At 65.2% G+C, this 11,916-nt stretch carries 12 protein-coding genes; 8 read left to right on the forward strand and 4 right to left on the reverse strand.

Features of this window, described 5'->3' with window-relative positions:
* The first annotated feature begins 56 nt into the window (after positions 1-56).
* The 3 genes from FYJ91_RS13685 (at position 57) to cysK (ending at position 3,702) form a co-directional block, all read left to right on the forward strand.
* On the forward strand, positions 57-1,418 hold the full coding sequence (locus FYJ91_RS13685) for an MFS transporter (protein WP_149522824.1): 1,362 nt from the start codon (positions 57-59) through the stop codon (positions 1,416-1,418).
* 80 nt (positions 1,419-1,498) lie between these two features.
* Positions 1,499-2,788 carry an MFS transporter gene (locus FYJ91_RS13690; protein WP_149522825.1) on the forward strand — a complete coding sequence of 430 codons (1,290 nt, stop codon included), beginning with the start codon at positions 1,499-1,501 and terminating at the stop codon, positions 2,786-2,788.
* The gene (cysK, locus tag FYJ91_RS13695) at positions 2,785-3,702 is read left to right on the forward strand and encodes a cysteine synthase A (RefSeq protein ID WP_149522826.1); all 918 of its coding nucleotides are present in this window, start codon (positions 2,785-2,787) and stop codon (positions 3,700-3,702) included. Before FYJ91_RS13690 ends, cysK begins: the two co-directional genes overlap by 4 nt.
* Here cysK and FYJ91_RS13700 read toward each other — a convergent pair whose 3' ends face one another.
* On the reverse strand, positions 3,703-4,626 hold the full coding sequence (locus FYJ91_RS13700; protein ID WP_149522827.1) for a LysR family transcriptional regulator: 924 nt from the start codon (positions 4,624-4,626) through the stop codon (positions 3,703-3,705).
* A gap of 109 nt (positions 4,627-4,735) precedes the next feature.
* On the opposite strand from FYJ91_RS13700, the gene FYJ91_RS13705 reads away from it, so the two are divergent.
* From FYJ91_RS13705 to FYJ91_RS13715, 3 genes are all read left to right on the forward strand, one after another.
* On the forward strand, positions 4,736-5,047 hold the full coding sequence (locus FYJ91_RS13705; RefSeq protein ID WP_149522828.1) for a hypothetical protein: 312 nt from the start codon (positions 4,736-4,738) through the stop codon (positions 5,045-5,047).
* 23 nt (positions 5,048-5,070) lie between these two features.
* Positions 5,071-5,769: a pirin family protein gene (locus tag FYJ91_RS13710; RefSeq protein WP_149522829.1), complete on the forward strand. Its 699-nt coding sequence runs from the start codon at positions 5,071-5,073 to the stop codon at positions 5,767-5,769.
* Between the two features lie 218 nt (positions 5,770-5,987).
* Complete coding sequence (locus tag FYJ91_RS13715; protein ID WP_149522830.1) at positions 5,988-6,908, forward strand: pirin family protein; 921 nt, start codon at positions 5,988-5,990, stop codon at positions 6,906-6,908.
* Positions 6,909-6,946: 38 nt separating this feature from the next.
* Here FYJ91_RS13715 and FYJ91_RS13720 read toward each other — a convergent pair whose 3' ends face one another.
* The 3 genes from FYJ91_RS13720 to FYJ91_RS13730 form a co-directional block, all read right to left on the reverse strand.
* Complete coding sequence (locus FYJ91_RS13720; RefSeq protein WP_149522831.1) at positions 6,947-8,284, reverse strand: MFS transporter; 1,338 nt, start codon at positions 8,282-8,284, stop codon at positions 6,947-6,949.
* A 202-nt stretch (positions 8,285-8,486) separates the two neighbouring features.
* Complete coding sequence (locus FYJ91_RS13725) at positions 8,487-8,939, reverse strand: nuclear transport factor 2 family protein (protein ID WP_149522832.1); 453 nt, start codon at positions 8,937-8,939, stop codon at positions 8,487-8,489.
* Between the two features lie 28 nt (positions 8,940-8,967).
* Positions 8,968-9,855: a Coq4 family protein gene (locus tag FYJ91_RS13730; protein ID WP_181008512.1), complete on the reverse strand. Its 888-nt coding sequence runs from the start codon at positions 9,853-9,855 to the stop codon at positions 8,968-8,970.
* Between the two features lie 202 nt (positions 9,856-10,057).
* Between FYJ91_RS13730 and FYJ91_RS13735 the strand changes: the two genes are divergently transcribed.
* Both FYJ91_RS13735 and FYJ91_RS13740 read left to right on the forward strand, forming a co-directional pair.
* Positions 10,058-10,912 carry an SDR family NAD(P)-dependent oxidoreductase gene (locus FYJ91_RS13735; RefSeq protein ID WP_149522834.1) on the forward strand — a complete coding sequence of 285 codons (855 nt, stop codon included), beginning with the start codon at positions 10,058-10,060 and terminating at the stop codon, positions 10,910-10,912.
* Between the two features lie 107 nt (positions 10,913-11,019).
* The gene (locus tag FYJ91_RS13740; protein WP_149522835.1) at positions 11,020-11,874 is read left to right on the forward strand and encodes a helix-turn-helix domain-containing protein; all 855 of its coding nucleotides are present in this window, start codon (positions 11,020-11,022) and stop codon (positions 11,872-11,874) included.
* Positions 11,875-11,916 lie beyond the last annotated feature (42 nt).

Consider the following 11,916-nt stretch of genomic DNA (forward strand, 5'->3'; position numbering starts at 1 on the left):
CTGGGCAAAGTGCATACGCTTGCATGCTTGCCCTGTCCCTCTAAGGCTGGCCGCCCATGAACGAGGACGGCCTTCCCCAGCCCCGGCGCCTGCTCGCGATCATCGCATTGTCGATGGGCACCGCGCTGACGACGATCGACGGCGCGATCGCAACGGTCGCCCTGCCGACGATCGCGCGCGATCTGCATGTCGACGGATCGGCGGCGGTGCTGGTGGTCACGGTCTACCAGCTGACCCTGTTGATGACGATGCTGCCTTGCGCGGGGATCGGCGACCGGATCGGCCTGAAGCGCTTCTATCAATATGGGCAGTTGCTGTTCACCGTCTCGACGATCCTGTGCTTCTTCGCAAAGAGCCTGCCCTTCCTGCTGGTGGTGCGTGCGATGCAGGGGCTGGGGGCGGCCGCGACGCTCAGCATGATGGCGGCGACGATCCGCAACATCTATCCGTCCAGCCATCTCGGCCGCGGGCTGGGCGTCAACAGCGTGGTCGCATCGAGTTCGGCGGCGCTGGCGCCGACGCTGGGCGGCTTCATCCTGCTCTATGGCCAATGGCCCTGGGTGTTCGCCGCCGCAGTGCCCTTCGCGATCCTGTCGCTGATCCTCGGTCGCCACGCCCTTCCCGATGTTCCGCCGTCGGGGGGCAAGTTCGATCTGATCGGATCGGTCTATAACGTCATCGTCTTCGGGCTGCTGATCTTCGGCCTCGAGGGGCTGGTGCACGGCGATTCGCCGATCGTGTCGCTCGCGGTGATGGGCGCGGGCGCGCTGCTGGCGGTCCGCTTCGTCCAGCATGAACTGCGGGAGGAGCGGCCGATCCTGCCGGTCGATCTGTTTGCCAGCAAGCTGATATCGCTGTCGATCGCGGGCGCGCTGCTCGTCTTCATGGCGAATGTCAGCCTGACCCTGTCGATGCCCTTCCGTCTCCAGCATCTCTACGGCTTCACCCCGGCTCAGGTGGGCGCGGTGATGACGCCGATGCCACTGGCCCTGATGGTTATGGCGCCGATTTCGGCCACGCTCGCCGACAAGCTCAATGCCGGGATATTGGGCGCGAGCGGCATGTTCGTGTTCGTGATCGGCCTGTTGCTGATGGCCTTCCTGCCGATCCACCCGACCTCGTTCGATGTCGCCTGGCGGATGGCGGTATGCGGTGTCGGCGTCGCGCTATACCTTCCCACCAACGTCCGCCTCGTCATGGCAGCCACCCCGCGCGATCGCGCCGCGGCGGCTGGCGGACTGACATCCACGACGCGCATGACCGGGCAGACGCTGGGCGCGACGATGGTCGCCGCACTCCTTGCGCTCGGCATCGGTGACGGGCGCATCCCCGTCCTCATCGCGGCATGCTTTGCGATGATCGGCGGCCTGTTCAGCGTCGGCCGGATCAGGCTCGGCAAGCCCGGCCAATCTCTCTAATCTACCGATATAGTAGAATTATGGCCACGCGCCCAAGCGTGGGGTTGCGAGGGCGGGCTCGTCGCGCCTAGGACAATGCCATGTTCCGGTCGACCTCCCCCTTTTCGATTCCGGCCTTCCGCTATTATTGGTTAGGCCGCCTCGCATCGACACTCGCGCAGAACGGGATGGTCGTGATCATCGGCTGGCAGGCCTATGACATAGCCCGCCGCACGATGGCCCCGCGCGACGCCGCGCTCCAGCTCGGGTGGATTGGCGTCGCCCAGTTCCTGCCGCTGATGGCGCTGACGCTGATTACGGGGTGGACCGCCGATCGCGTCGACCGCCGCTTCATCGCGCGGCTGACCGCCTTCCTCGAAATCCTCTGCGCGGGATCGCTCGCCTGGATGGCATTCCAGGGCACGACGACCCTGCCCGCTTTGTTCACGGTCGCCGCGCTGCTGGGCGTCGCGCGCGCCTTCGCGGCGCCCGCGCTCCAGGCGCTCTCGCCCAACCTCGTCCCGCGCGCGATATTGCCCTCGGCGATCGCGATGAGCTCGATGGCGTGGCAGACGGGCGCGGTCCTCGGCCCCCCGCTCGGCGGCTTCCTCTACGCGTTGGGGCCGGCCGCGCCCTATATGTCGAGCACGATCCTGTTCGGCGTCACGCTGACGATGCTGCTGCTGATCGGCCCGGTGCCGCGCACCGCGCTCGATCGCGGGCGGCATCCGTGGGCGCAGATGATGGACGGCTTCTCCTATCTCGGGCGCAATCGGCTCGTGCTGGGCGCGATCTCGCTCGATCTGTTCGCGGTGCTGCTGGGTGGTGCCACCGCGATGCTGCCGGTCTATGCCAAGGACGTCCTTCACGTCGGATCGGAAGGATTGGGCGCCTTGCGCGCGGCCCCGGCCGTCGGCGCGGTGCTGACCGCGATCTGGCTCGGCCGCCGTCCGCTCAAGGTCAATGTCGGCCTCAAGCTTCTGATCGCGGTCGGCCTGTTCGGAATCGCGACGATCGCCTTCGGCTATTCGCGCATCCTGCCGCTGTCGCTCGTCTGCCTGGCGGCGCTGGGCGCGGCCGACATGGTGTCGGTCTATGTGCGCCAGACGTTGATCCAGCTCTATACGCCGGATTCGATGCGCGGCCGCGTCGGCGCGGTATCGACCCTGTTCGTCTCGGGATCGAATGAACTGGGTGAGGCGGAATCGGGCTTTCTCGCCGCCGCGATCGGCCCGGTGGCCGCGGTCGTCGCGGGCGGGGTCGGTACGATCATGGTCGCCGTCATCTGGGCGAAGCTGTTCCCGGAGATATTGCGCGCACGCACATTCGATCCGCCCCAGACGTTGGAAGACGCCCCCATCGACACACCAGCCACGGAGAAGGCCGCATGACCAAGGCAGCTTCGGTTCTCGAAACCATCGGCAACACGCCGCACATTCGCATCAACCGCCTGTTCGGCGATGCCGAAGTGTGGGTGAAATCCGAGCGATCCAACCCCGGCGGATCGATCAAGGATCGCATCGCGCTCGCGCTGATCGAGGATGCGGAGAAGAGCGGCAAGCTCCAGCCCGGCGGCACGATCATCGAGCCGACCAGCGGTAATACCGGCATCGGCCTCGCACTCGTCGCGGCGGTGAAGGGTTACAAGCTCGTCCTCGTCATGCCCGAGAGCATGTCGATCGAGCGCCGCCGCCTGATGCTGGCTTATGGCGCCACCTTCGATCTGACCCCCAAGGAAAAGGGCATGAAGGGCGCGATCGAACGCGCGCTGGAACTGCAGTCGCAGACCCCGGGATCGTGGATCCCGCAGCAGTTCGAAAATCCCGCGAACATCGACATCCATGTCCGCACGACGGCCGAGGAGATCTACGCCGATTTCAAGGACACGCCGATCGACATCATCATCACCGGCGTCGGCACCGGCGGCCACATCACCGGCGTCGCGCAGGTGCTGAAGGAGCGCTGGAGCAACCTCAAGGTGTTCGCGGTCGAACCGACCCTGTCGCCGGTCATCTCGGGCGGCCAGCCGGGTCCGCACCCGATCCAGGGCATCGGCGCAGGCTTCGTCCCCGCCAATCTCCACACCCAGTTGCTCGACGGCGTGATCCAGGTCGATCCGGCCGACGCCAAGGACTATGCGCGTCGTTCGGCGCGCGAGGAAGGTCTGCTGGTCGGCATCAGTTCGGGCGCTACGCTGGCGGCAATCGCGCAGAAGCTGCCCGATGCGCCGGGCAAGCGCATCCTCGGCTTCAACTACGATACCGGGGAGCGTTATCTGTCGGTGCCGGATTTCCTGCCCGAATAATCAGACCTTCGCGAACCCCACCCCGCCGTCCTCCGCGCTCGCCACGAACTGGTCGAGCAACCAGGAGGCGGCCGGGCCGGGCGGCGTGTCGCGGCGCCAGATTCCCGCGAAGCCATAGCTGCCGCCCGTCGAATCGGGCATCTGGAGGCGGACGAGCGTGCCCGCGACCAGATCGCCTTCGATCATGGGGAGCGGCATGTTTCCCCAGCCGATCCCCTCGCGCAGCAACTGATGCTTCGCGCCGAGATCGGCGAGCCGCCAGGTGCGCGGCGACGACACCGCGAAGTCGCGCCCTGCCGTCAGCGGCGAACGATCGGTCAGCACCAACTGGATATGATCGCGCCCCGCCCCCGGCGGCAGCGGGTGCTGGCGCGCCAGCGGATGATCGGGGGCCGCCACCGGCACCATCAGCACCGTGCCCGCCTCGACATGGTCGATCCCCTCCATCCCGAAGGACAGCGGCCCGCTGATCCCGACGACGGCTTCCTTGTCGAGCACCAGGGCCGCGATCGCGCCCAGCGCCTCGACGTGAAGACGCAACGTCACCGTAGGGAACTGCGCTGAGAAGGCGCGCAGCACGCGACCCAGCCGTTCGGACGGCAGCATGACATCGACGGCGATGCTCACCTCGGCTTCCAGCCCGTCGAGCAGCCCCTTCACCTTCGCGCGCAGCCCGTCGATCCCCTGCGACACCGCACGCGCCTCGGCCAGCACCGCGCGGCCCGCGACCGTCAGCTTCGGACGCCGCGTCCCCTCGCGATCGAACAGGCTGAGGCCGAGCTGCGCCTCCAGATTGGCGACGCCGTAGCTGATCACCGAAACCGCGCGGTTGAGCTTGCGCCCCGCCCCCGCGAAGCTCCCGGTTTCCACCACGGCGAGGAAGATTCGCAGCTGATCGAACGTCGGCATCCCCGGATTCGCCATCACGGCCCCCATTTCAACTTCATCGAATAGTTGGAACGATTTTATCCGTCTGATCCGAGAAGTCGAGAGTGGGTAGAAGCACCTCAACAGCAAGGATCAGGAGGACGAGATGGGACAGCAACTAGCAACGATGCCGATGCTCAGCACCGCCGAATGGCGCGCTGTCTCGGTGGCCTTCAACGATGCGGCGGATGTCCGCTGCGGGGTTTCGGGCCAGCCCGGCAAATTGTCGCGGATCTTTTCCGCGCTGACCGGGATCGAACCGAAGCGGCCGCTGGCCGATGCCCGGCTCGAGGCGCTGCGCGGCTTCGTCTGCCAGACCCGCACGACCCGCAAGGAAGCGGCTGAGCTGGTCCCAACCTTGATCGAGCAGGGTTTCAACCGCGCCCAAATCCAGGCGCTCGCCCTGCTCGCCGCCTGATCCGAACACGAGGAGTAAGAAAGATGATCGAACTGCGTCCCTTCAACAGCCTCGGCGGCGAAAATCATGGCTGGCTGAACGCCAAGCATCATTTCTCCTTCGCGGGCTATCATGACGCGGCCCGGATGGGCTGGGGCAATCTGCGTGTCTGGAACGACGACGTGATCGCAGCAAACACCGGCTTCCCGCCGCACCCGCACCGCGACATGGAGATCATCACCTATGTCCGCGAAGGCGCGATCAGCCACCAGGACAATCTGGGCAACAAGGGCCGCACCGAGGCCGGCGACGTTCAGGTGATGTCGGCCGGCACCGGCATCACCCACGCCGAATATAACCTCGAGGACGTCGAGAGCCGGATCTTCCAGATCTGGATCACGCCGACCCGCAGCGGCGAAAAACCCAGCTGGGGCGCAAAGCCCTTCCCCAAGGGTGATCGCGCCGGGCAGTTCGTGGTGCTCGCTTCGGGCTTCGCGAACGACAATGATGCGCTGCCGATCCGCACCGATGCCCGCGTGGTGGGTGCGACGATCAAGGCCGGCGAAACGGTCGAATATCGCCTCGGCAAGGACCGCCGCGGCTATCTCGTCCCCGCCACCGGCAAGATCGAGATCGACGGTGTCACCATCAACGCCCGTGACGGCGCCGCGATCAGCGAGATCGAGGTGCTGAAGGTGACCGCGATCGAGGACAGCGAGATCGTCCTCGTCGACGCGGCGTAAGTCCCCGAAGGCCGGGCGGCCTGCCCCTCCCCCGCCCCCGGCCCAGGCTGCCGGACCCGACGTCCCCCACAGGGGTCCGGCAGCCGCCCTTTCCCCCCACCCGAACGGAGCCGCAGGCTCCGCAAGGCCGAACGGCCGCCCGAGCTTATTGCGAGGAAGCCAAGCCGAGTGGATACTCGGCGCCCGGCGTTTGAGGGCTCAAACCAAAGGACTCATCAATGACCATCCGAACTTCCGATATCGACGGCGTCGACATGGTGATCCTGCCCCCGGTCCGCGACCTGGGCGACGGCTTCACGGTGCGCCGCGCTTTGCCCTCCGCGCATCGGCGGATGGTCGGCCCGTTCATCTTCTTCGATCAGATGGGTCCCGCGGCCTTCACCGGCGACGAAGGGCTGGACGTGCGCCCGCACCCGCATATCGGCCTGGCGACGATCACCTACCTGCTCGAAGGGGAGATCATGCACCGCGATTCGGTAGGCAGCGTTCAGCCGATCCGTCCGGGCGAGGTCAACTGGATGACGGCCGGATCGGGCATCGTCCATTCCGAACGCACGCCCGATGCGCTGCGCCCCACGGGCAGTCGCCTCGCTGGCCTGCAGACCTGGGTCGCACTGCCGACCGCGCATGAGGAAACAGATCCCAGCTTCGCGCATCACAAGGCCGATACGATCCCGGCGATCGAGGATGCGGGCACGAAGCTGACCCTGATCGTCGGCACGTCGGATGGGTTGAAGTCGCCCGTCAAAACCTTCTCCGACATGGTCTATGCCGACATCGTCCTCGCCCCCGGCGCCCGCTACCAGCTGAAGGGCGAGCATGTCGAACGCGCGGTCTATGTCGTGTCTGGCGAGGTCGAGGTAGTCGGCCAGTCGGGCAGCTTTGCGGCCAACGAACTGGTCGTGTTCAAACCCGACGCCGAGATCGTGCTGCGATCGACCGCAGGTGCCCGCCTGATGCTGATCGGCGGCGAGCCTTTCCCCGAGAAGCGCAACATCTACTGGAACTTCGTCTCGTCCTCACAGGACCGGATCGAGCAGGCGAAGGCTGACTGGCGCGGCCAGCGTTTCCCGAAGGTGCCTGCGGAGAGCGAGTTCATCCCGCTCCCCGAAGACCCCAAGCCCGTCCGTTATCCGTAACCTTAGATCCTCCTCCGGAGGGAGAGGATCTAGTTCGATCAATCTCCCGCCAGTGCCTGCCGCTCCGTCATCCGGCGGGCGGCAGGGATCGAGAGGATGAAGCAGAGCAGCGCCAGCGGCACCGAGACCGCGAAGACCGTGGTGAGGCCCGCGCCGACATGCTGCGGCCCGCCGAACACCTTCTCGGTAAACAGGGCGACCGAACTCGGCCCCGCCATCATGCCGACCATGTTGATTGCCAGCGTGTAGATGGCGATCGTACGGCTGTGGAAACGACGCGGGGCGACGATCTGCACCAGCGCGATCGCCGGCCCGGTAAACGGGATCGTCAGGTAGAACAGCGCCAGCCATACCAACAAAGCGTTCAGGGTATCCGCGAACAGGAAGGCGCCCAGCCCCGAAATCCCCGCCAGCGCCAACGCACCGATCAGGTAGCGCAGGTGCGCGTCGCGCACCCCGCGCGACACCATCCAGTCGACGAACCATCCGCCCGCGACGAAGCCGACGATGCCGAGCAGCTGGATCGACCCGATCGTCAGGCCGACCTTGCTGACATCGACCCCCATCGTGCGCGTCAGATAGGCCGGCAGCCACGCGCCCAGCGCATAGGAGATGATTCCGGCGAAGGAGATGGCGGTGAAGAAAGGCACGACGAACGCCCAGTTCTGGCCGATCCAGGGAAAGAAGCCCTGATCCACCTGCGCGTGGGTGGAAACGTGCGCGCGGCGCTTTTCGGGAACGATAAAGATCAGCGGGGCGATGAGCAGACCCGGCAGGCCCACGAGCATGAATACGACCTGCCATGTCGCAAACCCCGAAATTCCGCCGACATGATCGACCCAGGCAATGATCGGACCGCCGATGAGGAAAGCGATTGCCGATCCGGCAGCTGTTCCCATCGCAAGGATACCAAGCGCGAGGCCGAGCCTGCGGCGCGGGAACAATTCGCCGACAATAGCATAGGCGGCCGGGGTGAGAGCCGCCTCACCGATCCCCACCGCGAAACGCGCGACCGCCAATTGCCCGAAGCTGCCCGCGAAACCGCAGGCCGCCGTCGCGAGCGACCAGCCGCCGACGCCGAGAAAGATCACCCAACGGCGCGGAAAGCGATCCGCCGCCCAGCCCATCGGCACGCTGAACAGCGCATAGAAGAGGGCGAAGGCGAAACCGAGCAGCAGGCTCATCTGGATGTCATCGAGGCCCAGATCGGCTTTGATCGGATCGACCATCAGCGACATGATATTGCGATCGATGTAGGACAGGATCGTCATCATCAGCAGGATGCCAATCGCAATCCAGCTGATCGTCGTGACGATCGGTTCGGGCCGTCCGCTCTTGTCCGCTTCGTTCAGGTCGGTCGCTGCACCTTCGAGCACGATGATCTCCAATCAGGCCGCACCATCCGGCCGCTTCGCTTGTTAGACGCCATTTTCGCACAAGCGAAAACGAAAATGGCCCCGCCGCCCGAAGGCGACGGAGCCTAGCGTCCTCTGGAGAGAGGAACCCGTTACGCGAACAGGATCGCGTTCCCGGCCTCTCAATGTCGACACCATTTGATCGCGTTCCGGCTATCCGGGGTCAGCGCTTGTCGACGCGCGAGCGCTGCAGGTTGGTGAAGCTGATCTTCCAGCCCTTCTCCGTCTTGCGATAGCGGTCGTGATAATTACCCCAGCCGTGGAGATATTCGAAGCCGACGCCCTTGGCGCCTTCGTTCAGCCACAGCCGATCCTCCATCGGCCAGTTGCCGGTCGCTTCGGTCGGCGAGAGGATGTCGATCTCCGGATTATGGCCGTGATGCGCGGTCGTGTAGTCGGCCAGCGCGCGCAGGCAGTTCTTGCTGAAGGCGTCGGGATCGTGGACCACCGCGCCGCCGGTGTTCGGGCCGGTCGGGTTGCGCATATCGATTTCGCAATCCTCGTCGGCGAACACGCTGCGCAGCAGTTCCAGATCCTTGCTGTCGACCGCGCGCCAGTAACGCGCCTTGAGCGCCTTGATCTCCTCGATCGCCGCCAGCTTTTCGATCAGGTCCATTTGCATCTCTCCGTTGTCGTTTTCTGGTTCAGGCCGGGTTTGCGAGGTCGGGCCGCCCGATGCGCGTGAGTTCGTCCAGCGTCGGCTGGCGCTGCTCGATGAACACCTCGTCATCGTGCCAGCTGTCGATGTCCTCGGCGTTACGCACGCCCAGCATCTCCCGCGCCTCGGGCAGCGGAAGGTGCAAGGCATCCTCGTAGCGCGCCATGATGATCGAATCCGACGTGAGGCCGATCTTGATGCCCCGCTGCATCAGATCGAGCGTGGTCAGCCAGCTGGTCGGATAATGCAGCCCCGCGCGCATCACCATGCGGAAGCCGCCAAAGACGTAGAGTTCGGTCAGCTCCTTTGCCAGTTCGGCGCTCATGTGCTGATAGGTGTTCGACATCCGCACGAAATAGGGGAGCAGCTCGCCCAGCGAGTTGAACCCGCCGCCAGTGATCAGATGCTCGAAATCGTGCGTCAGGCCGAAGCGCTGGAAGATGAATTCGAAATCGCTGCACGGCAGTTTCACCGCGCGCCCGAAATTGACCTCATAGCCATATTTGACGAGGTAGGAGTGGAAGATGCCGCCAAGCGAATTGGGCGGAAACTTCGCGAAGTCCTCCTTCGTCATGCTGGGAAGGTGGCGTTCCTCGACCCAAGCCTTGAACTTCGGATTGATCTCCTTTTCGCGATCGATCAGCGCCTGCAGACGGGCGGGATCGCGGATCTTCATCAGCTCCTGGCTCAGCCCGAGCGTCGTATCGGGCGGCACTGGCTGATCCTGCCCGTTGCGGCGCAGATAATGGCTGGTCAGCCAGTCGCGGATCACCGGGCTGTTGAGATATTTCGACGAGCTGATCAGCAGGCTGCTCTCGGTCGTCTGTGGCGTGATGCCTTTGTGGAAATAGGAAACGTCGCGATCTTCGAGCATCTGGCCTCTCCTCATCCAGCCGCACTCATGGCGCGCGCCATGCCGTTCGCCTTATCCCGATTTGCATAGGCCGCGGCCGCCCGATCTTTGCCCGGACCTGCCAGAATGATGCGAAACCGCCACAGGCTCGGAAAAGGCGCGGGCGTGCTTGGCAGGTGGCAAAGTGCGCGAAAGACCTGAGCAACGTCAGACGGAGAGCGAGATGCAGATCAGCCTGGAGGGCAAGGTTGCCCTGATCACGGGCGGCGGCGCCGGGATCGGCAAGGCCACCGTCGAAGCCTTCGCCGCAATCGGCGCGCAGCTTGCGATCGCCGAGATCGATGCCGACAAATGCGCGGCCTTGGCGCAGCAATTTCCCGACGCGCTGGTCGAACCGTGCGACGTGCGCGATGTCGCCGCGGTCGAAGCCCTGCTGGACAAAGTCGCCGATCGCTTCGGTCGGCTCGACGTGCTGGTCAACAATGTCGGCCATCATCTGAGCATACGCTGCGACTTCGAGCACTCGACCGAAGATCAGTGGCAGGCGATGTACGACATCAACCTTCGCCAGATGATGATCGTCACCCGCGCCGCCATCCCCCTGATGAAAGCCGGAGGCCGCGGCGGCAGCATCATCAACGTCTCGTCGGTCGAGGGCTTTCGCGGTTTTCCGTACAATATCGTCTATACGACGTTCAAACATGCCGTGACCGGCTTCACCCGCGGTCTCGCGGTCGAGTTGTCGACCCACGCCATCCGCGTGAACCTGATCGCGCCCGAGACGACCGACAGCGAGCAGGTGCCGCTCGACAAGATCCTCGCTTCACCCGAGATGCGCGCGCAGGCCGACGGCACGATCCCGCTCGGCCGCTTCGGCACCCCGCAGGATCACGCCAACGCGGCGGTCTATCTGGCGACCGATCTGTCGAGCTGGGTGACCGGCCATTCGCTGTTCGTCGATGGCGGCGCGATGGCCGCCGGGGTGTTCCAGCGGACGCCCGACGGCCAATGGACCAACATGCCGATCGTTTCGGGGCGCTGCACCGCAGGCGTGACCGGTGCGAAGCAGCGATCTTGAAAAGAGATAGCGGATTTGAACGAGCGGCCGTTTTTCGCTAAATCACGTGACGCGAACCGTCGACAGAAGCGGCCGCAGCGAGTCGGCGTATTTGAGGACCGGGTTGGATGGCACTGATCGAAGCAGACATCGAAGTCGAAGGCATGCGGCTGCAATTGCTGCGTGAAAACTTTCCCGCGCCCAGCCATCACCACACCTGCGACACCGATCACACCGTCACCCTGTTCCTGCCGCCGGTGGGTTTTTCGGGCCAGATCCGCTTCGTCGATCGCAATGACGGGGAATATCGGCCGATCTCGCCGCTCTACTTCCGCGCGGCCGGCGTGGGGATCCATTCGGTCGGCACCGGTGGCGATGCGCGCTGGGTGCGCCTCAGCTTCAGCCACGATCATTTCGTCGAACTGCTCGATCATGAGGTCGACTGGACCTGGGCGAAGCTCGAGGCGGGCCTCACCTTGTCGGGTACCCCGGTCGAGCCGCTGATGATGCGGCTGGGCCGCGAGGCGATGGCGCCGGGCCTTGCCAGCAAGACGCTGATCCACGCTCTCGGCACCGCCGCGATCATCGAAGTCGCCCGTCTGCTCGACGGCAGCGAGGAACAACCGCGCAAGGGGCAGCTCAGCGCCGGCCAGCTCAATGTCATCCGCGAACGCGCCGCATCGCTCAGCGAACCCGCGCCCAGCCTCGCCGAACTCGCGCGGCTGTGCGGGATGAGCGAGCGCAACCTGCTGCGCCTGTTCAAGCAGACTACGGGGGAATCGGTCGCTGCCTTCGTGCGCAACATCCGCTGCGATCGCGCGCGCGAGCTGCTGGCGCAGACCGAATTGCCGCTCAAGGAAATCGCCTACCGGCTGGGCTTTGCGAGCCATTCGAGCTTCACGGCCGCCTTCCGTCGCGAAACCGGCATCAACCCCACAGACTTCCGCCGCGACCACGCCATCCGCCGCGCCCGGACGCACTAAAGCGGCCTTCCGTCGCCGCGATGGCGGCGGCACGAAAGCATG

Source organism: Sphingomonas montanisoli (assembly GCF_008274695.1).
GTDB lineage: Bacteria > Pseudomonadota > Alphaproteobacteria > Sphingomonadales > Sphingomonadaceae > Rhizorhabdus > Rhizorhabdus montanisoli.

Excerpts from the sequence above, each read along its gene's own strand:
- FYJ91_RS13685 (WP_149522824.1), top strand. The coding sequence starts at position 57 with ATGAACGAGGACGGCCTTCCCCAGCCCCGGCGCCTGCTCGCGATCATC.
- FYJ91_RS13690 (WP_149522825.1), top strand. The coding sequence starts at position 1,499 with ATGTTCCGGTCGACCTCCCCCTTTTCGATTCCGGCCTTCCGCTATTAT.
- cysK (WP_149522826.1), top strand. The coding sequence starts at position 2,785 with ATGACCAAGGCAGCTTCGGTTCTCGAAACCATCGGCAACACGCCGCAC.
- FYJ91_RS13700 (WP_149522827.1), bottom strand. The coding sequence starts at position 4,626 with ATGGCGAATCCGGGGATGCCGACGTTCGATCAGCTGCGAATCTTCCTC.
- FYJ91_RS13705 (WP_149522828.1), top strand. The coding sequence starts at position 4,736 with ATGGGACAGCAACTAGCAACGATGCCGATGCTCAGCACCGCCGAATGG.
- FYJ91_RS13710 (WP_149522829.1), top strand. The coding sequence starts at position 5,071 with ATGATCGAACTGCGTCCCTTCAACAGCCTCGGCGGCGAAAATCATGGC.
- FYJ91_RS13715 (WP_149522830.1), top strand. The coding sequence starts at position 5,988 with ATGACCATCCGAACTTCCGATATCGACGGCGTCGACATGGTGATCCTG.
- FYJ91_RS13725 (WP_149522832.1), bottom strand. The coding sequence starts at position 8,939 with ATGGACCTGATCGAAAAGCTGGCGGCGATCGAGGAGATCAAGGCGCTC.
- FYJ91_RS13730 (WP_181008512.1), bottom strand. The coding sequence starts at position 9,855 with ATGCTCGAAGATCGCGACGTTTCCTATTTCCACAAAGGCATCACGCCA.
- FYJ91_RS13735 (WP_149522834.1), top strand. The coding sequence starts at position 10,058 with ATGCAGATCAGCCTGGAGGGCAAGGTTGCCCTGATCACGGGCGGCGGC.
- FYJ91_RS13740 (WP_149522835.1), top strand. The coding sequence starts at position 11,020 with ATGGCACTGATCGAAGCAGACATCGAAGTCGAAGGCATGCGGCTGCAA.